The organism is Rhizobium sp. BK289, assembly GCF_014193575.1.
GTDB lineage: Bacteria > Pseudomonadota > Alphaproteobacteria > Rhizobiales > Rhizobiaceae > Rhizobium > Rhizobium tropici_C.
In genome coordinates this window covers 43,386-67,207 of sequence record NZ_JACHZO010000005.1, presented here as the reverse complement: position 1 = coordinate 67,207, position 23,822 = coordinate 43,386, and the positions used below count along the sequence as shown (strand labels likewise).

The window sequence follows — 23,822 nt, the reverse complement described above, 5'->3', positions numbered from 1 at the left end:
CAGCCTCTTTCAAGTATCTAGACGAAACGTCATAGGCGTAAAGCGCATGCTGACGCTCCACGCTCGGTTGACAAACGGGTCCGAAATTTGAAGATTGCCGCCATCAAAAACGGGCAGCGTTGGGGGGACTTATGTCTAAGCGCGCGTTTATCGGCTTCTCTGCTTTTCTTCTCGCCACTTTCGCATCTCTGAGCCCTTCGGCCGCCGCAGACGTCAAGCGCCAGGTGGTCACCACGAAGGATGGCGATTACTTCGGCTTCGATCTGCGCACCGAGCAGAATGTGACGCTGGATCAGTGCTCCGCCTCCTGCATCGGCGACAAGTCCTGCAAGGCCTTCACCTACAATCCCAAGGTGAAGTGGTGCTTCATGAAGTCGGACTTCAACCAGCTCAACAGCTTTCCCGGCGCGATCGCCGGCAAGATCGTCGAAACGGCCGCCACCAGCGAGCCGGATATCGGCGCGGCCCCTGCCCTTTCCTTCCTTTCCGACAATTTCGTCCAGAGCGCGCGCGATGCAAAGAACACGCTGACGCTCGGCAACGAGCTGAAGGGCCAGGGCGTCGAAAGCCTGATTGCGCTCGGCCGCATCGAGCTGACCTCAGGCAATGTCAACGATGCCCTGAACGCCTTCCAGGGCGCGCTCTCGATCAATCCCGACAATGGCGATCTGTGGATCGAAATGGCGCGCGCCGCCAATACGATCACGAACGACACGTCTGTCGCCACGCGGGCCGCCTATGCCGCGCTCAACGGCTACCAGCTGACCCGCACGACGAGCAGCCGCGCCGATGCGCTGGCTGTGCTCGCCGAAGCGCTGAAGAATGCGCAGAACTACCGTCCGGCGCTCAGCGCCTACAAGGCAAGCCTCAATCTCGTTAGCTCGGCCGCCGTCCAGGCAGCCTATAACGATCTTCTGGCCCGCCAGGGCTTCCGCGTGACGGGCAATACGCTCGACAACGACAATGCATCGCCGCGCGCCTGCGTGCAGTTCTCCGAAAAGCTGGTAAAGAGCGGCACCGACTATACGCCCTTCGTCACTGTCAACGGCGCTGCGCCGAAGGGTGTCGACGCCAAGGACAACCAAATCTGTGTCGAAGGTCTGGAATTCGGACAGCACTACCGCATTTCGCTGCGCGCCGGCCTGCCCTCCTCGGTGGATGAAAACCTCGCCTCGCAGGTCAATGTCGACATCTACGTCAAGGATCGCACGGCTTCGCTGCGCTTCACTGGCGACAATTTCGTCCTGCCTTCGACCGCGCGCCGCGGCATCCCGATCGTTTCGGTCAACGCCACTACGGCCAATCTCAAGCTCTACCGTATCGGCGACCGCAATATCGCGCAGCTTCTGAACAATTCGCAGTTCCTGACGCAGGTGGACAGCTACAGCGCCCAGACCATCCAGGACACCAATGGCGAGCTGGTCTGGCAGGGCTCCATCGAGATCAAGCAGGAACTCAACAAGGAAGTCGCGACCAGCTTCCCTGTGGACGAGGCACTGCCGAAGCGCAAGCCCGGCGTCTATGTGCTGACGGCTGTTGCACCGGAGAGCGGCGGCCATGAATGGGACCCGCAGGCGACACAATGGTTCGTCGTTTCCGACATCGGCGTCACCACCTATGCCGGCACCGACGGCTTGAATGTCTTTGCCCGCTCGCTCGGCAGCGCCAAGCCGCTGGCCGGCATCCAGCTGCAGCTGCTCGCCAAGAACAATGAAATCCTCGGGACCGCCAAGACCGACGACAATGGCCGCGCCGTCTTCAGCGCCGGCCTGATGCGCGGCACGGCGGGCATGACGCCGGCCGTCATTACCGCTGAGAATGGCGATCAGGATTATGTCTTCCTCGACATGACGCGCGCCGGCTTCGATCTTTCCGACCGCGGCGTATCAGGCCGAACAGCGCCGGGCGCGATCGATCTGCTGACTTGGACCGAGCGCGGCATCTACCGTGCCGGCGAGACCGTGCATGCCTCCGCACTTGCCCGCGACGTCAGCTCGACTGCGGTCGAAAACCTGCCGCTCACCTTCGTCTTCCTGCGCCCGGATGGCGTCGAGGACCGCCGCATCGTCACCGACGGCGGCAAGCTCGGCGGCTATAATGTCGACCTGCCGCTGCAGCAGACCTCGATGCGCGGCACCTGGACGATGAACATCTACACCGACCCGAAGGGTTCCTCCATCGGCTCGCAGACCTTCCTCGTCGACGACTTCGTGCCGGATCGCATCGAATTCGACATGAAGAGCGACGCCAAGGAGATCGAAGTCGGCCAGCCGACGCCCGTCAATGTCGATGGGCGCTATCTCTATGGCGCACCGGCGGCCGGCCTCAATCTGGAAGGCGAAGTGACGCTGAAGCCGACGCGCCAGAGCGATGCCTTCAAGGGCTATCAGTTCGGCCTCGCCGACGAAGGTGCCGGCAAGGCAGACGCCAACAATGACGACGAGGACAGCAGCGGCGGCGACAGCAAGGCCGAGAGCACGCAGGTGCCGCTCGAAGACCTGCAGGCGCTGGACGAAAACGGCAAAACCACCTTCAACGTCACCATCAACGACACGCCTTCGACCACGCAGCTCCTGAACGCCAATATCACCGTGCGCATGCAGGAAGCCGGCGGCCGCGCCGTCGAGCGCTCGCTGACCCTGCCCGTCAAGGCGGACGGCCCGCGCATCGGCATCAAGCCGGAATTCGACGGCGATCTGGGGGAAAACTCCGTCGGCAACTTCCATGTCATCGTTGTCGACGCCGATGGCCAGAAGCAGGCCATGCAGGGCCTGACCTGGAAGCTGCTGAGCGTCGAGCGCAATTATCAATGGTATCGCGACGGCAGCAGCTGGAAGTTCGAGCCGATCATGTCCACCAAGCAGGTGGCAGTCGGCACGGTCAACACCACCACCGACGGCGCGGCGATTTCCATGCCCGTCACCTGGGGCCGCTACCGTCTCGAAGTCTCCACCGCCGATGCGAACGGCCCGGAATCGAGCGTCGAGTTCAATGCCGGCTGGTATGTCGCTTCCACCTCGACGGAAACGCCTGACGCGCTCGAGATCGCGCTCGACAAGGAAAGTTACCATGTCGGCGATACGGCCAAGCTGAAGGTGACCTCGCGCTATGCCGGCCAGCTGATGGTGACTGCCGGTTCGGAAACGCTGATCTCGGTCACCAATGCCGATATCGGCGCGACGGGCGGCGAAGTCGACGTTCCCGTCACGGCCGATTGGGGTGCCGGCACTTATCTGACGGCTACCCTCTTCCGCCCTGGTGACGCCCAGGAAAGCCGCATGCCGATGCGCGCCATCGGTATCAAATGGGCACCGGTCGATCCGGGCGAGCGCAAGCTGCAGATCAAGATCGACGCGCCGCAAAAGACGCTGCCGCGTCAGCCGCTTGATATCGGCCTTCAGGTCGCCGGCGCGGGCGCCAATGAGGACGCCTATGTCACGATCGCCGCCGTCGATGTCGGCATTCTCAACCTCACGCGCTACCAGCCGCCGGCACCGGATGAGTGGTATTACGGCCAGCGCCAGCTCGGCCTCGAAATCCGCGATATCTACGGTCGCCTTATCGATGGCTCGCTCGGCGCGACTGGCAAGCTGCGCACCGGCGGCGACGGCGGACAGGCGGCTTTACAAGCAAGCCCGCCAAAGGAAAAGCTGATCGCTTTCTTCTCCGGTCCCATCAAGCTCGATGCCAATGGCAAGGCGAATGTCAGTTTCGACATTCCGCAGTTCAACGGCACGGCGCGGCTGATGGCGGTCGCCTGGTCGAAGGCCGGCGTCGGTCATGCGACACAGGATGTCATCATCCGCGATCCCGTCGTCGTCACCGCCAGCCTGCCGAAGTTCCTGGCGCCCGGAGACAAGGCCAACCTGCGTCTCGATGTCGCCAACACCGATGCGCCGGCCGGCGAATATACGCTCGCCGTGACTGGCAATAACGCCGTGACGGTGGATGCAAGCGCCAACCAGCAGAAGATCAAGCTCGAAACGGGCGGCAAATATGCCATCACGCTGCCGCTGACCGGCGGACAGCCGGGCGACGGCACCGTTTCGATCAAGCTCTCGAATGCTTCGGGCATGTCGCTCGATCAATCGGTCGATATCCCGGTTCGCCTGTCGCAGCTGCCGGTCACCGAACGGCGCGTCATCGCGCTGGCACCCGGCAAGAGCCTGACAGTCAATGCCGATCTTCTCGCCGATAGTGTGCTGCCCGGCGCCTCGGTCAGCGTCAATGTCAGCCGCTCCAGCGCCTTCGATGTGCCGGCGCTTCTGATGAGCCTCAGCCGTTACCCCTATGGCTGCGCGGAACAGACGGCGAGCAGCGCCATGCCCTTGCTCTACTTCAGCGACATGGCGGTCAAGAACGGCCTTGCCGATGACGCCGAGATCCAGAAGCGCGTGCAGGACTCGATTTATCGCGAACTGTCCTACCAGTCCTCGACCGGCAGCTTCGGTCTCTGGAGCCCGGGCTCGGGCGATCTCTGGCTCGACGCCTATGTCATGGACTTCCTGACCCGCGCCCGCGAGCAGAAGTACAACGTGCCGGATCAGGCGATGGTGCAGGGGCTCGAAAACCTCCAGAATGCGCTGAGCGCCAACACCAACGTCAAGGATAACGGCAACGAGATCGCCTATGCGCTCTACGTGCTGGCGCGCAACAAGAAGGCCTCGATCAGCGATCTGCGCTACTATGCGGACACGATGCTGAACGACTTCCCGACGCCGCTCTCCAAGGCGCATCTTGCCGCTGCTCTCGCGCTCTATGGGGATGCTCAGCGCTCGCGCAACATCTTCGTGGACTCGCTGCAGATGTCGCAGAAGGCGGCCGTCACCAAGGTTAGCTTCGTCCGCTCGGATTACGGCTCGTCGTTGCGCGACGGCGCCGCCGTGCTGGCGCTGGCCGCCGAAAGCCGTCCCGTGCCGCCGATCATTCCGGAACTCGCAAGCGTCGTCGCCAAGGATTGGCAGAGCCGGAAATATACCAGCACCCAGGAACAGACCTGGATGCTGCTGGCAGCCCGCGCCCTGCAGAACGGCGATGACGGCCTGACGCTCGACGTCAACGGCGCCGCCCATAGCGGAACCTATATGGCGCAGATGTCGGGCGATGCGCTGATGGGCCATCCGCTGACCGTGACCAACACGACGCGCCAGCCGCTCTCGGCTGCCGTGACCACGGTCGCCGCTCCGGTCGCGCAATTGCCGGCCGGTGGCAACGGCTTCAAGATCGAGCGCAAGTACTACACGCTCGATGGCGAAGAGGCGAATGTCAGCCAGGCACAGCAGAACGAACGCTACGTCGTCGTGCTGCATGTGACCGAGGACAATGACTGGCCACAGCGCATCCTCGTGACCGATCTCCTGCCGGCAGGCTTCGAGATCGACAATCCGAGCATCGTCAACAGCGCCCAGTTGTCGAACTTCGACTGGCTCAGCGACATTCAGCCCGCCCATGTCGAATTCCGCAACGATCGCTTTGTCGCCGCCTTCGACCAGGGCTCCGGAGCGGACCGTGACATGACCTTTGCCTACGTCGTGCGCGCCGTGACCCCAGGCGTCTACGATCATCCGGCCGCAAGCGTCGAGGACATGTATCGTCCGCAGTTCTCGGCCCGCACGGCGATGGGCCGCATGGAGGTGCTGGGCGCCCAGCAGTAAGAAGCAGCCATGAAGGCGCGTTGGAAGATTGCGATCGGCTTTGGAGCCACTGCCGCAACAGTGGTGGCTCTGGTCTTCGGCCTGGAAGCCGCGGACCGCGCCTATCCGCCGCCGCTGGACAATGCCCGCGTGGTCTCGGCCGAGGTGCTCGATGCCAATGGCGATCTCCTGCGCGCCTTCGCCACGCCCGAGGGACGCTGGCGGCTGAAGACCGGCGTTGCCGATGTCGATCCGCAATATCTGCGCGTGCTGGTCGCCTATGAAGACCGGCGCTTCTACGACCACCACGGCGTCGACCCGATGGCGATCGGCCGTGCCTTCCTGCAGCTCCTCACCCATGGCCGCATCGTCTCTGGCGGCTCGACGCTCTCCATGCAGGTGGCGCGCCTGATCGAGCCACGCACCGAGCGCTCGATGACGGCGAAGCTCCTGCAGGTCGTCCGTGCCATCCAGATCGAGCGGCGGCTGAGCAAGGAACAGATCCTCGATCTCTATCTGACGCATGCACCCTATGGCGGCAACCTGGAAGGCGTGCGCGCGGCGAGCCTTGCCTATTTCGGCAAGGAGCCCCGACACCTGACAGTCGCCCAGGCTGGCCTGCTTGTGGCGCTGCCGCAGTTGCCGGAAAAGCGCCGGCCGGACCGCAATCTTGCCGCAGCGCAGGCTGCCCGCCATCGCGTGCTCGAGCGCGCCGCCGTGGCGACAGTGATCGGTGAAGGCGAAGCGGAGCGGGCTTCGCTTTCCCCTATTCCAGCCGTGCGGCGACAGCTGCCGGCCTATGCCGCCCACATCGCCGAATTGGCACTGCGCAAGCAGCCCGGCATCATCAAGCACAAGACGACGCTGCGGCGTGATGTGCAGCAGGGCCTCGAAGCGGTTGCCGATGCAGCGGCGAAGCGGCTCGGGCCAAAGGTATCGGTCGCCATGATCATGGCCGATGCCAAGACCGGCGAGATCATCGGCGAAGTCGGCTCGGCCAACTACTTCGATTCCTCGCGCGCCGGCTGGGTCGATATGACCCGCGTGCTGCGCTCGCCCGGCTCGACATTGAAGCCCTTCATCTACGGCCTTGCCTTCGAGCAGGGCTATGTGGCGCAGGAAACGATCATCGAGGATCGCCCCGCCGATTTCTATGGCTATCGCCCCCGCAATTTTGACATGAGCTACCAGGGCGATGTCAGCGTGCGCCAGGCGCTGCAGCTGTCGTTGAATGTGCCGGCCGTGCGGCTGCTCGATGCCGTAGGTCCCACGCGGCTGCTGGTGCGCTTCCGCCGCGCCGAAGTAAAGCCGAAGCTGCCGCCGAACGAGGCGCCCGGCCTTGCGATCGGGCTTGGCGGCGTCGGCGTGACGCTGAAGGATCTCGTGCAGCTTTATGCCGCGCTTGCCAATCGCGGCAAGGCGATGCGGATTGGCGACGGCGTTCAGGACGAGCCGGGGTCGATAGACGGCGAGCCGCTGATGGAGCCGATCGCGGTGTGGAACATCACCGACATCCTCTCCGACATCATCGCGCCGCGCGGCAGCAAGCAGCTCGGTATCGCCTACAAGACCGGCACCAGCTACGGCAACCGCGATGCCTGGTCGATCGGCTATGACGGTGCGCACGTGCTCGGCGTCTGGGTCGGCCGTCCGGACAATGGCGCCGTGCCGGGGCTGGCGGGCTATGTTTCCGCCGCACCCATCCTGTTCGAGGCCTTTGCGAAATCCGGCGTTGCCATTACTCCCTTCCCTGCCGCTCCCATGGGCGCCGTGCGCATCGCGCCGACCGAGCTGCCGATCAGCCAGCGGCGCTTTTCCGTGACCGCCGCCGGGCTGCTGGCCGCCTCCAGCCGCGAACCTGCGCCGCAGATCGTCTACCCGCCGGAAGGCGCGCGCGTCGATCTCGGCGCCAGCAGCGGCAACGACCAGATCATGCCGCTGGCGCTGAAGCTGCAGGGTGGACGGGCGCCGTTCCGCTGGCTCGCCAACGGCAAGCCGCTGCCCGACATGTCTCGCCGCCGCACCAATCAATGGACACCCGATGGCGCCGGCTATTCGACGCTGACCGTCATCGATGCCGCGGGTCGCGCGGCAAGCGTGCGGGTTTTTGTCGAGTGATATCTGTCAAATCATTGCGATCACGCCGCCAGCATTTTTGTCAGCCGCGGGCGTCTATGATATCTTAGGCATAACTCAAACGAGGAATGACGAGATGTCGGAAGAGCAGGCAATCCGTGCGGTCGTTCATCTCTATGTCGATGGAATGGCATTCGCGAACGAGCCGGCACTGCGCAAGGCCTTCCATCCGCGAGCAGCGATCATCGGCAATTACCAGGGCGCTGTGGAATGGATGACGCGGGATGAATTCATCGCCGCGATCGTCGAGGAAGGCAGTGCGCCGCCCGGAACCATACCGCTGATGGAAATCGAACTGATCGATATCGAAGGCGATGCAGCCAGCGTCAAGGTCGTCGACGAATTCGCCGGGATGCGGTTTTCGGACTATCTATCGCTGGTGAAGATCGATGGGCGCTGGAGTGTGGTGAACAAGGTGTATCATCTGCATCGATGATGTGTTTCGAGGCGGCTCCATCTATGCCGAGCCTCTGATACCCCCCTCTGTCACTTCGTGACATCTCCCCCACAAGGGGGGAGATTGTTGGGAGTTTGTCGCACGCTCATTCAAACCTAAAAAGCTTCAGCGTCTGCAGCTTCGATATTTGATTGAGGCAGGAAGGATTCCGCGAGTTACCAATCTCCCCCCTTGTGGGGGAGATGTCCCGACAGGGACAGAGGGGGGGTGGCCGCACCCTCCGCGAACTCGAAAGCCGGCGATTACCCTCTCAGCACCCCACCCGTCGACTTCGTGACGTTCGACACGATCTTCTGGGTCAAAGCCTCGAAATCCTCGTCGGTCAGCGTACGCTCGGCCGGCTGGATCTGCACTTCGATGGCGATGGACTTCTTGCCTTCGCCGAGCGATGCGCCCTCGAAGATGTCGAAGACATTGACGCCGGTGACCAGCTTGCGGTCGGCACCGGCGGCAGCGCGGATGATCGCTCCGGCTTCCACCGACTTGTCGACCACAAAGGCGAAGTCGCGCTTGACCGCCTGGAAGGGGGAAAGCTCCAGCGCCGGCTTGGTGCGGGTCGCCTTCTTCTTCGGTTCGGGCATGGCATCGATATAGACTTCGAAGCCGGCGAGAGCGCCCGACACGTCGAGCGATTCCAGCGTCTTCGGATGGAATTCGCCGAAATAGCCGAGCACGACCTTCGGACCCATCTTGATGGTGCCGGAGCGGCCGGGGTGGTACCAGGCCGGGCCGCCCTGCTCGATCTGGATATTGCCCATCGGCAGACCGCAGGCCTCGAGGACGGCGAGAGCATCGGCCTTGGCGTCAAAGACATCGACCGGCTTGCCGCCGCCCTTGGTGGCGTTCGACCACATGCGGCCGGCGCCGGCAAGCGTTGCCGTGCCGCGGCGGATGCCGCCGGTAACGCGCCGCTGGCCCTCAGGCGTATCGTTTTCATAGGTGCCGGAGACTTCGAAGATCGCGACGTCGCCATAGCCCTTGTCGGCATTGCGCTGCGCCGCCGACAGCAGACCCGGCAGCAGCGAGGGACGCATGTCGGACATATCAGCGGCGATCGGGTTCGCAAGCTTCAGCGCGTTGGAGCCGCCGCCGAAGAGCTTGGCCTGATCTTCCGAGATGAAGGACCAGGTGACCGCTTCCAGCATGCCGCGCGCAGCGAGCGCCCGCTTGGCGGTGCGCGTGCGAATCTGCAGCGTCGTCAGGATCTTGCCATTCACAGCGGTGTGGCTTGCCAGCGGCTGCGGCTTGATATTGTCGACGCCGTGGATGCGCATGATCTCTTCGACGAGGTCGGCCTTGCCATCGACATCCGGACGCCAGGAGGGCACGGCAACGGAAATGCGCTCACCGGAACCCGAGACCGAGAAGCCGAGCTTCGTCAGGATCGACTTGCTCTCATCGGCCGAAACGTCGAGGCCGGTCAGGCGCTTGACTTCCGACAGCGGGAAATCGATGACCTTGGCCTCATAGCCCTTGTAGCCTTCGACGCGGGCCTTAGCGGCCGTGCCACCACAGCAGGCAAGCACCAGTTCCGTCGTGCGCTCAAGGCCAGGCACCATATATTCCGGATCGACGCCGCGCTCGAAACGATAGCGCGCATCGGTGATGATGCCGAGGCTGCGGCCGGTCTTGGCGATGTTCATCGGGTCCCAGAGTGCGGATTCGATCAGCACGTCCGTGGTGTTCTCGTCACAGCCGGAATGCTCGCCGCCCATGATGCCGCCGATCGACTCGACGCCATTGTCATCGGCGATGACGACATTGCTTGAATTGAGCTTGTATTCGCGCTCATCGAGCGCCAGCACGGTTTCGCCGTCCCTGGCGCGGCGCACGACCAGATTGCCCTTGACCTTGGCGGCATCGAAGACGTGCATCGGCCGGCCCTGATCGAAGGTCATGTAGTTGGTGATGTCGACCAGCGCGCTGATTGGACGGAGGCCGATCGCGAGCAGGCGCTGCTGCATCCACTTCGGGCTCGGGCCGTTCTTGACCCCGCGCACGAGACGAAGCGCAAAACCGGGGCACAGGCGCGCATCGTCCAGCACGATCTTGAGTTCGGTCGGCGTTTCGCCCTGGACAGGGAAAGTTGGCGTGAGGCGCGGCTTCAGCGTGCCGAGGCCGGAGGCGGCGAGATCGCGGGCGATGCCATAGACGCCAGTGCAATCCGGGCGGTTCGGCGTCAGATTGATCTCGATGACCGGATCGTCGAGGCCGGCATAGGCGGCGAAGCTCGTGCCGACTGGCGCATCTTCCGGAAGGTCGATGATGCCGTCATGGCTGTCGGAGATTTCGAGCTCCTTTTCCGAGCACATCATGCCGCGGCTCTCGACGCCGCGGATGTTGCCGATCGCAAGCGTCACATCGATGCCGGGAACATAGGTGCCGGGGGCGGCGAAGGCGCCGACGAGGCCAGCGCGCGCATTGGGGGCGCCGCAGACGACCTGAACGGGCGCGCCGCTGCCGGTATCGACCATCAGCACCTTGAGGCGATCGGCCTGGGGATGCTTTTCGGCCGAGAGAACCTTGGCGATGACGAAGGGCTTGAACGCAGCCTTGTCGTCGACCTCTTCCACTTCCAGCCCGATCATCGTCAGGCGGGCGCAGATCTCGTCGAGCGAGGCGTCGGTTTCCAGATGCTCTTTCAGCCAGGAGAGTGTGAATTTCATGTGCTTTATCCCTTCCTTACGCGCTCAGACCGCCGAACAAGGTCGGCATGTCGAGCGGGCGGAAGCCGTAGTGGTTCATCCAGCGGACATCGGCGTTGAAGAAGTCGCGCAGGTCGGGCATGCCGTATTTCAGCATGGCGATGCGGTCGAGGCCCATGCCCCAGGCAAAGCCCTGATATTCGTCCGGATCGAGACCGCCATAACGCAGCACGTTCGGATGCACCATGCCGCAGCCGAGGATTTCCATCCAGTCCGTGCCTTCGCCGAACTTGACGATCGGGCCGGAGCGGTCACATTGGATATCGACCTCGAAAGACGGCTCCGTGAAGGGGAAGAAGGACGGACGGAAGCGCATCGTCACATTGTCGACCTCGAAGAAGGTCTTGCAGAATTCTTCCAGCACCCAGCGGATATTGGCGACATTCGCCGTCTTGTCGATGACGAGACCTTCGACCTGATGGAACATCGGCGAATGCGTGGCGTCGCTATCCTGGCGGTAGGTCTTGCCGGGGATGATGATGCGGATCGGCGGCTTTTGCGCTTCCATGGTGCGTACCTGCACCGGCGAGGTGTGCGTGCGCAGCACCTTGCGCTCACCCTTTTCATCCGGCTGGAAGAAGAAGGTGTCGTGCATTTCGCGTGCCGGGTGCCCTTCCGGGAAGTTCAACGCCGTGAAGTTATAGTAGTCGGTCTCGACATCGGGACCTTCGGCAATCGAAAAGCCCATGTCGCCGAAGATGGCGGTGATCTCGTCGACGATCTGGCTGATCGGATGGATGCGGCCGCGCTCGGCCGGCGAGGAGCGGACCGGCAGGCTGACATCGACGGTCTCGGCCTTGAGCTTCGCCTCAATCGCGGCATCGCGCAGCTCGCTTTTACGGGCATTGATGGCATCGGTGACGGCGTTCTTCAACGCATTGATCGCCGCGCCGCGTGTCTGGCGTTCTTCCGGCGACATCGAACCCAGCGTCTTCAGCAGTTCCGAAACCGAGCCCTTCTTGCCGAGCGCGGCGACCCTGACGGCTTCGATCGACTGCTCGTCGGTCGCAGCCGCCACTTCGGCCATGAGTTGGGTTTCAAGCGTTACGAGTTCCGTCATCTGGTCCTGCCTTGCGGACCACGGCCATCGGGCACTCAGTCCACGGAATAATTGGTAAACGCATGCATCAGAAAGCTTGTGGCAACGATGAAGCGCTGGAGATCACTACCCATGTGCACGCGGCCAATCAACCGGGCAAGGAACAAAAAACCGCCAAGAAAGCGAATCATGCGCTGAAGCTCGGCACGCGCGGCCGCCGGCGCGTGCTCGAGCCAGGCTTCATAAGCCCTGTTCTGCGTTTGCAGGCCAAGGCGGGCGCCGGTGGCGATCTGCAGGAAGAGCAGCCAGACGTCGCGGGCCTGCGCCACCTCAAGCGGCATGACGGTCTGCGGGTCTTCCTCGAAATCCATGAAGCCAAGCCGGTTGCCGACAAAGAACATATCACGCGGATAGGGCCGGCCATGGCAAAGGCCTTTAGCGTGCAGCCGGCCGAGTTCAGCGGCGCAGACGACCATGAGATCATCATGGGCGACGGGATCGCTATCCCGCAATTGCCGCAGGCGCTGTTGCACCGTCATGCCCGCGTCGGCAAGCATGATCGCGCCATTCGAGACATAGAGAAGGTCGGGAACGGGAATACCCCGCTCCTTGAACAGGACGATGCGGCCCGTTTCCCGCTCCGCCATTTGCCACGGAGACAGATAGGCGCAGGGACGCAGGAAAGCGATTGGGACGATGCGCGAAAGGATGGTCTGCAAATGGCGCCAGACCGAAGGTCTTTCCGTGCCGTATCGCTTGATCCATACTCCGCATGACGAGAGAGAAACGCGTTCGACGCGCCTCGATCCATTCACCAGCGCCGTCAGTAAGGTCTCGATATCCTTGCCGGTGAGATTGGATATGGAATTTGGAGCCTTTCCGCTTTCCTGTGAATCGCGAAGACGCTCTATCCTCTTGTTTTTACGCAGTTGCGGGCGGAAAATCGCTGCGCACTTTTGCTGAAATTGCTCTAATGTCGTCTGGCCTAACAACTTCACCTACCCCGATACCGGGAAGCCCCAAGGTGATCATCGCAAATTGATTGTATCTCAGAAAATACAAAACCCGCGCTGGTTACACAAGCGCGGGTTTCACAAATTTGACACAAAAATGTCTCGAAGGCAGCCTTAGCCGACAGCAGCCTCGAACTCGTTCTTCGTGCCGGCTTCCTTGAGGTATTCAAGCGCCTTCTTCGAAGCAGCGACGAGCGCGCCGAAAGCTTCCGACTCATGGATCGCCATGTCGGAGAGAACCTTGCGGTCGACCTCGATACCAGCCTTGTTCAGACCGTCGATAAAGCGGCCGTAAGTCAGGCCATGCTCGCGGACGGCAGCGTTGATACGCTGGATCCAGAGGGCGCGGAAATTGCGCTTATTAACCTTGCGGTCGCGATAAGCATACTGCTTTGCACGATCGACGGCGGCCTTGGCTGTACGGATGGTGTTCTTGCGACGGCCGTAGAAGCCCTTGGCTGCCTTCAGAACCTTCTTGTGCTTGGCGTGGGCGGTAACGCCTCTTTTTACGCGTGCCATTTCATGATCTCCTTAGTCTATAGCGTTACGAATAGTCTTAGAGACCGTTCGGCAAGTAGTTCTTGATAACCTTACGGCCATCCGGCTCTGCGAGAACCATGGTGCCGCGGGCATCGCGAATGAACTTGTTGCTACGCTTGATCATGCCGTGGCGCTTGCCAGCAGCGGCTGCCTTGACCTTGCCGGATGCGGTGATCTTGAACCGCTTCTTGGCAGAGGACTTCGTCTTCATCTTGGGCATTTTGCTACTCCTTCGATGCTTCCTGGCGCGCTTTGCTTAAAAGCCCTTCCCACAGGTCCGGACAGGCCGGGCTGCAACAAGGTGCCGGAGCGTTTGTTGTTGAACGGCTGAAACGGTGACGAACCGCTCAGCCAGCATTCTGAACTGCCACGGCATGCCCTGCCGGTCAGTTCGGACGCGCGCTTATAACCGCACTCGCCTTGAAGTGCAACGGGGCCGGCGCGGGAATCTTTGCAGATCGATGACAACGCGCGAGCGGCCCGCAAAAAGGAAAAAGCCGCCCAATGGGACGGCTCCGACCTCTTATTTCGACCTGCGCCTCACTTGGGCGCAAGCACCATCATCATCTGGCGGCCTTCGAGCTTGGGCTCGGCTTCGACCTTGGCGATCTCGAGCGTATCTTCCTTGACCTGCTGAAGAAGCTTCATACCGAGTTCCTGGTGGGCCATTTCACGCCCACGGAACTTCAAGGTCACCTTCACCTTGTCGCCTTCCTCGAAGAAACGGCCGATCGCCTTCATCTTCACCTCATAGTCGTGGGTGTCGATGTTGGGACGCATCTTGATTTCTTTGACTTCGACGATCTTCTGCTTCTTGCGCGCCTCGGCGGCCTTCTTCTGGTTGGCATATTTCAGCTTGCCCAGATCGAGGATCTTGCACACAGGCGGTTCGGCATTGGGGGAAATCTCTACCAGATCGAGACCGGCCTCCTCTGCCATTCTCAATGCCTGGTCGGTTGGGACGATACCCATATTCTGGCCGTCAGCTGCAATGAGCTGAACTTTGGGAATGCGAATTTCCCTGTTGGAACGTGGCCCGTCCTTTACGGGCGCATCGGTTTTGAAGGGTCTGCGAATGGTCGTATTCTCCACGAATTGTTTCGGATAGCTGCAGCCTCTCGCTCCCCGCCGGCGCAACTGACGGAAATGTCGTAAAAGCTGTGTTGAAGTCAATAGCATGACAGCAGGAAAAAAGCACCTCCTGCGTGTCAGCAGAGTGTCACGCAGGCGCAGATGCGCCAAGGACACAGTATCGTTCCCCCTTTATATAGAAACTCCAGCGAAAAGATCGAGGATTTTTCAGGTCACGCGGACGCGAATCTGTTCTATAGGGCAGAAAATCCAGGAGCTTTTCATGTCCGAGACAGCCACAGCCATCCAACCGACCTTCCTTCCCGTCGGCACGGGCGAGAACGAACGCCAGATCGCCATCATCCAGCGCGCCGCCGGCAAGGGCGCCAGGAACGTCAGCTTCGTCTGGCTCTCGGGCTATCGATCCGACATGAGCGGTACCAAGGCGGTGGAGCTGGATGCGCTGGCGGCGCGACTGGGGATAGGCTGCATCCGCCTCGACTATTCCGGCCACGGCCAATCCGGCGGCAAATTCACCGACGGCACGATTTCGCGCTGGCTGGAAGAAGCGCTTGCCGTCATCGATCATACGAAGCCGAAGAAGATCGTTCTTGTCGGCTCGTCGATGGGCGGCTGGATCGCGCTGCGGGTCATCCAGGAATTGCGCAAGCGCAGGAAGGCGCCCTCCGTTGCCGGGCTGGTGCTCATAGCGCCTGCACCGGACTTCACCATCGATCTCATCGAACCCAATCTTTCCGAGGTGGAGCGGCGCTCGCTGGAGGAACGCGGCTATTTCGAGGAACCCTCGGACTACAGCCCCGAGCCGAACATCTTCACCCGCGCCCTTATCGAGGACGGCCGCACCAATCGTGTGCTGACCGGCATCATCGAGACCGGCTGCCCGGTGCACATATTGCAGGGCATGCAGGATGCCGACGTGCCCTTCGCGCATTCGTTAAAGCTCGTCGAGCACCTGCCGGCAGACGATGTGGTGTTAACGCTTGTGCGCGACGGCGACCATCGCCTGTCGCGCCCCCAGGATCTGGAGCGCATGCTCGCCGTCGCCGAGACCTTGGCTCTGCATAATACGCCATAAAAACAAGCAGATACGCGCGAAATAGTTCAAGCAGGCATCGCTGCCGGGGTTATATCTACGTGCGTTTCCATAATCATAAGAGGCATGGAATTATGGCAGCTATCCCTTGGATTGTGCCGAAATTAACCATGTGAGCCGGTTCCGGCGTTAACACTTAAGTAACGATTGACTTCCCACGCCCCCCTACATTAACAATTTGTTAACAAATGCAGGGACGATACAAGGATAGTGGGCGTGCGTATTAAGGGCGTATTGATTGCCTTCGCTGCTATAGTTGCGATGTCGTCGTCGGCTGTGCCGGCGCCTCAACAGAGTGCGTCGATGACGGTTGGCAACGTGACCTCCCAGCCGATCGGGCACTACGATTTCTGCCAGAGACATGCCGACGAATGCGGCCCGACCCGCAATGCCGGTCCCCTCGACATGAATGCCGCCTCATGGGCGCTGGTCAGCCAGATCAATCTGCGCGTCAACAAGACCATCCAACCGGCAACGGATATGGAAGTCTATGGCCAGGAAGAATATTGGGAATATCCGAAGACCGCCGGCGATTGCGAGGATTTTGCCCTGCTGAAGCGCAAGCTCCTGATACAGAGCGGCATTTCCGCCTCTGACCTGCTGATGACGGTCGTGCGCAAGCCGGATGGCGAGGGCCATGCGGTGCTGACGCTGCGTACCAAGCAGGGCGATTACATCCTCGACAACCTCGAGGACCAGATCAAGATCTGGAACAAGACCCCCTATTCCTACCTGAAGCGTCAAGCGAGCTTCAATGCCGGGCGTTGGGTTACCATCGAGAACGACAACGACGTTCTGGTCGGCGCCGTCAAGTAAGCGCAAAAGCAATTTGCATCATGCAGCAAGGCCGGCCCATCGGACCGGCCTTTCGCTTTTCATCATTGGTAAAAACGCTCCCTACTCTACGGTAAGGGCGAATGAACTGTCACCACGAACGTCAGCTGTTTTTATGGCTCTGCTGGCCTGCCTTGACGTGTTGCTCGTGAGTGCCGCCGCGGGAGCCGCCAGAGTGCTGCTCGCGCGAGCCGGTGGACGAAGCATTCCTGGTGTTGCTCTCCATGTTCTTGTGGCTCTGCTGGCCAGCCTTCACATGCTGTTCGTGGGTTCCACCTTGGTTTGCCATTGGATTATCTCCTTTGGTTTGCTGTCGAGGCCAAGAGCGGCCTCGTGTTGCTAACCGATGGCGGCGGCAGGCGTTCCGAATTTTAACATTTCGTGAAGATCGCCTATCTCCACTCTGCCCAGGGAGACGAAAGATCACCCATATCTCACCCGCCGACCCTCGCTTGGGCACATAAGCTTGCCGAACGCGTCTCACCCATTTCCGATCAGAATGCCGGCGCCGAGCACGAGCGAACCGCCAAGGACGACCTGGAAGGCCGCGCGCAGGAAGGGAGTCTCCATATATCTGTTCTGGATGAAGGCGATGGCCCACAGCTCGAAGAAGACGACGACGGCGGCGGTGATCGTCGCGGTCCAGAAGTGCGGGATGAGATAGGGAAGCGCATGGCCGAGACCGCCGATAGCGGTCATGATGCCGCAGGCAAGGCCACGCTTGATCGGCGAACCGCGACCGGAGATCTTGCCGTCATCATGCGCCGCCTCGGTGAAACCCATGGAGATGCCAGCGCCGACAGACGCCGACAGGCCGACAAGAAAGGTCTGCCATGTCTGCTGCGTGGCAAAGGCGGCGGCGAAGATCGGCGCGAGCGTCGAGACGGAACCATCCATGAGGCCGGCAAGGCCAGGCTGCACATAGGTCAGCACGAACTGGCGACGCGCCTGGGCATCCTCCTCCTGCTTGACCGTCTCCGGCGTGTGCTTGTCGCCGAGCATACGGGCAACATCCTCATGTCCCTGCTCGGCCAGCGCCAGATCGCCGAGGAGCTGGCGTGTCGAGGCATCGGACACCTGCTTGGCGGCCTCGACATAGAAATGATAGGCCTGCTGCTCCATCGCTTCCGCCTCGTCGCGCATGGCATCGAGCGAGAGGTTCTTGCGCAGCCAGTCCGGCTTGCGCTCGTAAAATCCTCGAACATGCTCGCGCCGGATGAGCGGAATACGCTCGCCGAAACGCTGGCGATGCATGTCGATCAGTGTCTTGCGATGGGTATCCTCGACCTCGGCCATATCCTCGAAAACCTTGGCCGACTCGGGAAAATTGGGGCGCAGAATATCGGCATAGGCGAGATAGATGCGCGAATCGTCCTCTTCGGCGGCGATGGCGATGGCGAGGATCTCCTGCTCGGACAGGGAGGTAAAGGAACGTTTCGACGGGCGGAATAAGCCTAAAAGCATCGGGTAACCTCTTAAATTTAGAATTATTCTAATTCTAAATTGTGGCATTGCGCCGGTCAAGCGCGCATGCGCCGTAAGGAGTGTAAATCGTGTCGGAGAATTCGTCGGCTGCGGCGAAGGTCTACGGTCAAAAGCGAGATGATTTTGACAGAATGCCGCAACGCTTGCATGACGGCTTGGCTATAACAGCGAATTGCATACATAGGGAACGAACGCTGGCCGCCGCGATATCCCGCCGGCGCACCCGGAGACGATTATGGAACAGGAACTACAGGGCCGCGCCGCCCATCTTGCGGGCATCCGTGAAAAGGCCGAGGCGGAAATGGCTCGCATGGGCATCGATGCCGCATTCATCGACAGGCTCGTCGATACATTCTACGGCCGCGTGCAGGCGCATTCACAGCTCGGACCGGTCTTCGACGGACGGCTTGCCGGGCGCTGGCCCGATCATATGGACAGGATGAAGCGTTTCTGGTCGTCGATCGCCTTCAAGAACGGCGCCTATGGTGGCAAGCCGGTACAGGCGCATCTCGGCGTCGAAGGCATGGCGGCCGAGCTTTTTCCGGAATGGCTGGCGCTGTTCTCGCAGACGCTTGCCGATATCGCACCATCGGCGGAAGCAAGGGACTGGTTCATGGCGACGGCCGAACGCATCGCCAAGAGCCTGACGCTCTCGCTCTTCTACAATCCGGCACTGGACGATCCCGCAAGGAAGACGGTTTAAAGTACGTCGCGGGCAGATGAACGGTGACATCGTTGTGGCAAGTTTGCGCCGTAGACGGTCCATGCGCGGTGTTTCATGTTCAACATTTTCTGTTTTGCCAGATAGGACTTCTGGAAATATCAGTGTGCCAATGGGATAAAGCGTCATGAGAGGCAGGTTTTCGGGAATGATCGGCTCCCCAGAAGGAAATCGAAATCACACATGAAGCACCGGCTTGTCGCTCTCTCTATCTCTCTCGGTATCGCCGTCGTCATCATGAGCTCATTCGCCAGCCGCTCCGCTCTGGGGCTGGTGATTAGAGCCTGCGAGGTCAATTCTGCCCTGACCGGATCGCCGTATCCGTGCCTCAAGATAGTTAAAGCCAAGGACCCGTTGTCTTCCTATGTCGTTCTTCGCGAGCCGGCAGACAAAGAGCGGACCATTCTCGCGCCGTTGGCCGATGTGCCCGGCATCGAAGATCCCCGCCTTCTGGCAGCGGACGCACCGAACTATTTCGATGCCGCCTGGAGAGAGCGAGCCGACGGATTGGGTCAGCGCGCCTGGAAGGACTCCTCACGGAATTTCGCGCTGGCGATAAATGCTGCCAATTGGCGCACTCAGGATCGGCTTCATATCCACATGGGATGCGAGACGCCCCGCTTTCGCACATTGCTGAAGACCCATGCGACAGAGATTGGAAGCAGTCGGTTTACAAATTTGAGGACGAAGGCCGGCTGGTGGGCCACATTCCATGCAGCCGATGACCTCTCCGATTTGAACCCGTTGAAGCTTGTCGCAGACGGTGTGGATGGTGCTCGCTCGAATATGGAAAACGTCGTGGTTGGCGTCTTCGGCTCGACATCGCCCGACGGCCAGCACGGCTTCTATATCCTGGCGAGAATAATGGGAGCAAACAAGGTCCGCGGGTCCGCAGAGGATATGATCGATCCCAGGTGTGCACTGGAAGATGCAGCACGGTAGGGGTGATGAACGTCCAGATTTGAGTTCGTGGGGAGGGGTGCTAGCCTCCGCAAACGCGAAGTCTACCAATCGACCGACAAACCAGCCCGCCGCCAATCACCCTTTCGTGGCAAAAACCGTTGCGCCGATGCTGGCAGATACCACGAGCGCCGTGCCGAACATCTGCGATGGCGTCATCGGCTGCGCCAGGATGACAAAGCCGGCAGCGGCACCGATGGCGGGCTCGAGGCTCATGAGGATCCCGAAGGATGAGGTCGGCATGCGTCGCAGCGCCACCATTTCCAGCACATAGGGCAGTAGCGGAACGAGCAGCGCCAGCCCGGCTATTTCGAGGAGACCGAAACCTGTCAAATGCGAAGCGGCGGAGGCATAGCCGAAGGGGGTCGAAACAACGGCTGCAACCAGCAGCGACATGGAAAGGCCTTCGAGGCCTTGAAAGGCATTGCCGACCTTCTTCGTCAAAAGGATATAGCAGGCCCAGCCCGCACCTGCGCCAATGGCGAAGAGGATGCCGGGGAGATTGCCAACCCATGCCTGGCCATCATAGGCCAGGAGCAGAACGCCGATGGCGGCTAAGATCGGCCAGAGAAGCTGACGGCTGAGCCCGAAGCCGAGGGTTGCGACCAGCAGCGGCCCGAGAAACTCGATGGCGACGGCGAGACCCAGTGGAATGCGTGCAATCGCCGAGAAAAAGGAAGCCGTCATAAACGCCGATACGGAGCCAAGCGCCAGCACGCCGAGCCATTGCGAGCGGCTGTAGCTCATGATCTTAGGCCGAACGATCAGCGCCAGCGCGATAGAGGCGAAGACGAGCCGCAGCCATGTGGCCCCCACCGGCCCATAGGCGTTGATGATCGGAGCCGACAAGGCCGAGCCGAACTGGATTGACGACATCGACATCACACACATCAGCACGCCGGCGACAATGCCGCCGGTCGATGGCGCAGCATCCGAATCCGGCATCAGCGCCGCGCCGCCATCGGATCCGCTGTCGACAAGCTTCTGTTCCATAACCACCCCCAACTAGGCGGCGTTTTTAGAGGCGTGACCATGCAGTGGCAAATTCAAACTTTTCATGCTGCGATCAGGTGCCTTGATACAAGACCTGCTCAGGCTTCAAGGCCTTTCAGCACATTGGCGACATTCAGGCCGATTTCCGGTACGCCGTAACCGCCCTCCATGCAGACAAGAACAGGCAGGCCGGCGGCAGCGATGCGCTCGCCCATGCGAATGAAATCCTGCGAGGTCAGCTTGAAGAAGGAGATTGGATCGCGCTCGAAGGTGTCGACGCCGAGCGAGAGCACGATCGCCTCCGCACCGAAGACCTTGATGCGGAAAAGCGCGTCGTCGAGTGCCGCCGACCAGGCCTCCCAGGGCGTGCCGCGCGGCATGGGGTAATTGCGGTTGGCGCCCAACCCATTGTCCTCGCCTTCCTCGTCGGCATGGCCGAGGAAATAGGGAAAGGCGTGGATAGGATCACCATGCAGCGACGCCGTGAAGACATCGCCGCGCCGGTAGAACATGTCCTGCGTGCCGTTGCCGTGATGGAAATCGACATCGAGCACCGCCACCTTGGCCGCACCGTGGTCACGCAGGCGCTGAGCGGCAACGCCGGCATTGTTGATAAAGCAATAGCCGCCGAAGAGATCGAAGCCGGCGTGATGGCCGGGCGGGCGGCAGAGCGAGAAGGCGAAGCGATTGCTTGCATTCAGCCAATCGGCGCCGGTCAGGGCGCAGCGCATCGAGGCAAGCACCGCCTCATAGGACCCCTTGGTGATCGAGGTATCGGCGGCATTGGCATAATGGCCGATCATGCCGACAATATTTTCCGGCACGCGCTGGCTGGTGCGCCTGACGGGAAAGGAATTGGCGATCGCCTCGCCCTTATAACCGGCGGCGACCCAGCGTTCCCAGACGACGCCGAGGAAATCGAGATAAGCGGGATCATGGACCTTGCGCGCCGTTTCCAATCCATAGGCATCGGGCGCGACGACATCGGCGAAGCCGGCCTCCTTGACGGCGGCGAGGATCCATTCGGCGCGGAAGGGTGCTTCGAAGGGCGTGACGAGCTGGCCATCATGCAGCTCGGTCTTTGCATCCCTGAGCTTATGATCCTCCGAATAGATGACCCGCATGTTCACTTCCTCCGTTACCTTGGTGGGGCAAAGGCTTACATGCATCGCGGTAGAGAAAAAAGAGCGGGATGCGGTCTTGAACGCAATCGCAAACGACGACACCTTCCACGCGCGCTTGATGAACTGAGGGCAGCAGCATGAAACTCCTGATGGTCGATGTCGACGGCGTGTTGGTATACGCCCGGCCGAGCGATGGATTGCCGTTGTTCACCTATCTGGAGCGCGATCTAGGCTTGCGGCTCGAGGTACTGCAACAGGCATTCTTCAAAACCTGCTGCGTCGATATCGTCACCGGCCGCGATGCGCTGGAGCCGAAGCTTGCAGAAGTTCTCGGCAGGATCGCTCCCCATCTCAGCGCTCGAACTCTGATCGACTACTGGTTCGAGAATGACTCCCGCCTGGACCACGACCTGCTCGAAGACTTGGCCGCACTGCGGGCCGGGGGAACAAGGATGTTCCTCGCGACCAACCAGGAGCATATGCGCGCCGCCTATCTGATGGGCGAACTCGGGCTCTCCTCCCGCTTCGACGGCATCTTCTATTCCGCCGCCCTCGGCTATCAGAAGCCAGCAGCCGAATTCTTCCGGCTGGCAACCGAACGTGTCGGGATATCCGCAAGCGAGATCGGCTTCATCGATGATGTGGAGGCCAATATCAAAGCCGCACGGCACTTCGGCTGGAAGGCGATGCAATGGACAGCGGGATCGACTTTGCAGGATGCCATTACCGCCTTCTCAGCTTGAATAGCCTTCTCAGGCCGCAATGCGCTTATAGAAAATGGTCGTGTCGCAAAGGCCGCCCTCGGGCCACATCGCATAATCAGGCACCACGCCGACGCGCTGCCAGCCGAGACGCGGATAGATCGCCTCGGCATCGCTGCCGGTCGCGGTGTCGAGCACGAGCAGGGTCTTGCCGATGCGGACGGCTTCGCGCTCTGCCGTCTCCATCAAGAGGCGGGCAAGACCCCTGCCCCGCGCGGAGCTGTGCACCAGCAGCTTTTTCAGATCGCCGCGATGCGGTTGGTTCGGCATTTGCGCGGCACCTACCTGCACCGTGCCGACGACCCTGCCCTCGGTCAGGGCGACGAAAAGCAGCGTCGCGCCGCTTTCGACGCTATCGGCAACACCTTGCCAGTAGGGTAAGGCATCGGCCGTTCCGTAGGGCTGCATGAAGCCGACGGATGCACCGCCATTGACGCAATCGGCAAGCACATCGCAGAGATCCGGCAGAACAATGCGAGCTTCAACAGCGGAGAGAAGACGAATATCGGTCATGAAAAAGATCCTTGGGCTTATGAACGGCCGCGGTCGAGGATGACGCTGTAGCGCGCCGGTACCTCGCCAGGATTATGGAAAGCGTGGCCATCGCCGACGCCCATGAAGAGACAATCGCCAGGCATCAGGCGATGGGCGACGTCGCGGTGCGTCACCTCCATCTCGCCCTCGAACAGCCAGACATGCTGGGTCATACCGGCACTTGCCGTATTCGGCGGGAAGATGACGCGCGCTCCGGCGGGGAAGATGACCTCCACGACATCGACCTTCGAACCCGTTCCCGGCGGCGAGACGGCCCGTCTGACGTAGCCGGTCCCCGGATCGCGCCAGATCGCCTGCTGAGCATGGCGGGCAAGCGGCGACACCTCCTCGTCCTCCTCGGCAAAGAAAGCCGAGAGCGAAAGGCCAAGCGCCGCGCAGAGCCGCGACAGCAGCGAGGCCGTCGGGCTCGCCTCCGCCCGCTCGATGCGCGAGATCATGGCGCGGCTGACGGCCGAGGCATTGGCAAGCTCATCCAGCGTCAGGCTGCGGGCGATGCGCAGTTCCTTGATGCGCGCGCCGATCGCCAGTTCCAGATCATCATCCGCCATGACTCATGTCTCACGCTTCGTGATTCTACTATATGAGAAATACACGATCGCATGATGGAATCAAGTATGCTTCGACATTGCTCGACGGCGAACCGAAAAAGGCTAACATAACGTGAAGATAGCCGCCAAAGCC

General features: G+C 61.3%; 20 protein-coding genes. 8 read left to right on the top strand and 12 right to left on the bottom strand.

Annotated features, from left to right (window positions below):
• The first annotated feature begins 131 nt into the window (after positions 1-131).
• From FHT84_RS11095 to FHT84_RS11085, 3 genes are all read left to right on the top strand, one after another.
• Complete coding sequence (locus FHT84_RS11095) at positions 132-5,654, top strand: alpha-2-macroglobulin family protein (protein ID WP_183762257.1); 5,523 nt, start codon at positions 132-134, stop codon at positions 5,652-5,654.
• Positions 5,655-5,663: 9 nt separating this feature from the next.
• A complete protein-coding gene (gene pbpC, locus FHT84_RS11090) occupies positions 5,664-7,751 on the top strand; it encodes a penicillin-binding protein 1C (RefSeq protein ID WP_113251303.1) in 2,088 nt (695 codons plus the stop codon).
• Positions 7,752-7,845: 94 nt separating this feature from the next.
• Positions 7,846-8,205: a nuclear transport factor 2 family protein gene (locus FHT84_RS11085; protein WP_015338486.1), complete on the top strand. Its 360-nt coding sequence runs from the start codon at positions 7,846-7,848 to the stop codon at positions 8,203-8,205.
• Positions 8,206-8,468: 263 nt separating this feature from the next.
• Here the strand turns inward: FHT84_RS11085 and pheT are convergent, their stop codons facing one another.
• The 6 genes from pheT to infC form a co-directional block, all read right to left on the bottom strand.
• Positions 8,469-10,892 (bottom strand): phenylalanine--tRNA ligase subunit beta, encoded by a 2,424-nt coding sequence (gene pheT / locus FHT84_RS11080; RefSeq protein WP_183762253.1) that lies wholly within the window; start codon positions 10,890-10,892, stop codon positions 8,469-8,471.
• Between the two features lie 16 nt (positions 10,893-10,908).
• A complete protein-coding gene (gene pheS, locus FHT84_RS11075) occupies positions 10,909-11,991 on the bottom strand; it encodes a phenylalanine--tRNA ligase subunit alpha (RefSeq protein ID WP_113251301.1) in 1,083 nt (360 codons plus the stop codon).
• Positions 11,992-12,026: 35 nt separating this feature from the next.
• Positions 12,027-12,689, bottom strand: coding sequence for a serine/threonine protein phosphatase (locus tag FHT84_RS11070; protein ID WP_113251300.1), 663 nt, complete (start codon positions 12,687-12,689; stop codon positions 12,027-12,029).
• A gap of 408 nt (positions 12,690-13,097) precedes the next feature.
• On the bottom strand, positions 13,098-13,502 hold the full coding sequence (rplT, locus tag FHT84_RS11065) for a 50S ribosomal protein L20 (protein WP_112343537.1): 405 nt from the start codon (positions 13,500-13,502) through the stop codon (positions 13,098-13,100).
• Between the two features lie 37 nt (positions 13,503-13,539).
• Positions 13,540-13,743 (bottom strand): 50S ribosomal protein L35, encoded by a 204-nt coding sequence (rpmI, locus tag FHT84_RS11060; RefSeq protein WP_012759782.1) that lies wholly within the window; start codon positions 13,741-13,743, stop codon positions 13,540-13,542.
• A 320-nt stretch (positions 13,744-14,063) separates the two neighbouring features.
• A complete protein-coding gene (gene infC, locus FHT84_RS11055; RefSeq protein ID WP_037149235.1) occupies positions 14,064-14,600 on the bottom strand; it encodes a translation initiation factor IF-3 in 537 nt (178 codons plus the stop codon).
• A gap of 277 nt (positions 14,601-14,877) precedes the next feature.
• Here infC and FHT84_RS11050 point away from each other — a divergent pair, with 277 nt between their 5' ends.
• A complete protein-coding gene (locus FHT84_RS11050; RefSeq protein WP_113251299.1) occupies positions 14,878-15,690 on the top strand; it encodes an alpha/beta hydrolase in 813 nt (270 codons plus the stop codon).
• A gap of 234 nt (positions 15,691-15,924) precedes the next feature.
• Entirely contained in the window at positions 15,925-16,524 is a 600-nt protein-coding gene (locus FHT84_RS11045) for a transglutaminase-like cysteine peptidase (protein ID WP_112343535.1), read from the top strand.
• Between the two features lie 121 nt (positions 16,525-16,645).
• Here FHT84_RS11045 and FHT84_RS11040 read toward each other — a convergent pair whose 3' ends face one another.
• A complete protein-coding gene (locus FHT84_RS11040; protein WP_112343534.1) occupies positions 16,646-16,831 on the bottom strand; it encodes a hypothetical protein in 186 nt (61 codons plus the stop codon).
• A gap of 191 nt (positions 16,832-17,022) precedes the next feature.
• Positions 17,023-18,006, bottom strand: a complete 984-nt coding sequence (gene mbfA / locus FHT84_RS11035) for an iron exporter MbfA (RefSeq protein ID WP_112343533.1) — start codon at positions 18,004-18,006, stop codon at positions 17,023-17,025.
• A 256-nt stretch (positions 18,007-18,262) separates the two neighbouring features.
• Between mbfA and FHT84_RS11030 the strand changes: the two genes are divergently transcribed.
• Both FHT84_RS11030 and FHT84_RS11025 read left to right on the top strand, forming a co-directional pair.
• The gene (locus FHT84_RS11030; RefSeq protein ID WP_112343532.1) at positions 18,263-18,730 is read left to right on the top strand and encodes a truncated hemoglobin; all 468 of its coding nucleotides are present in this window, start codon (positions 18,263-18,265) and stop codon (positions 18,728-18,730) included.
• A gap of 201 nt (positions 18,731-18,931) precedes the next feature.
• Entirely contained in the window at positions 18,932-19,690 is a 759-nt protein-coding gene (locus tag FHT84_RS11025; protein WP_112343531.1) for a CDP-diacylglycerol diphosphatase, read from the top strand.
• 96 nt (positions 19,691-19,786) lie between these two features.
• On the opposite strand, the gene FHT84_RS11020 is transcribed toward FHT84_RS11025, so the two are convergent.
• Together FHT84_RS11020 and FHT84_RS11015 are read right to left on the bottom strand one after the other, a co-directional pair.
• Complete coding sequence (locus FHT84_RS11020) at positions 19,787-20,701, bottom strand: EamA family transporter (RefSeq protein WP_183762251.1); 915 nt, start codon at positions 20,699-20,701, stop codon at positions 19,787-19,789.
• A 98-nt stretch (positions 20,702-20,799) separates the two neighbouring features.
• Complete coding sequence (locus tag FHT84_RS11015) at positions 20,800-21,825, bottom strand: histone deacetylase family protein (RefSeq protein ID WP_183762248.1); 1,026 nt, start codon at positions 21,823-21,825, stop codon at positions 20,800-20,802.
• A 137-nt stretch (positions 21,826-21,962) separates the two neighbouring features.
• On the opposite strand from FHT84_RS11015, the gene FHT84_RS11010 reads away from it, so the two are divergent.
• Positions 21,963-22,568 (top strand): HAD-IA family hydrolase, encoded by a 606-nt coding sequence (locus FHT84_RS11010; RefSeq protein WP_183762245.1) that lies wholly within the window; start codon positions 21,963-21,965, stop codon positions 22,566-22,568.
• 9 nt (positions 22,569-22,577) lie between these two features.
• Here FHT84_RS11010 and FHT84_RS11005 read toward each other — a convergent pair whose 3' ends face one another.
• Together FHT84_RS11005 and FHT84_RS11000 are read right to left on the bottom strand one after the other, a co-directional pair.
• Entirely contained in the window at positions 22,578-23,099 is a 522-nt protein-coding gene (locus tag FHT84_RS11005; RefSeq protein WP_112343527.1) for a GNAT family N-acetyltransferase, read from the bottom strand.
• Between the two features lie 17 nt (positions 23,100-23,116).
• Positions 23,117-23,689, bottom strand: a complete 573-nt coding sequence (locus tag FHT84_RS11000) for an XRE family transcriptional regulator (protein ID WP_112343526.1) — start codon at positions 23,687-23,689, stop codon at positions 23,117-23,119.
• Positions 23,690-23,822: the final 133 nt, after the last annotated feature.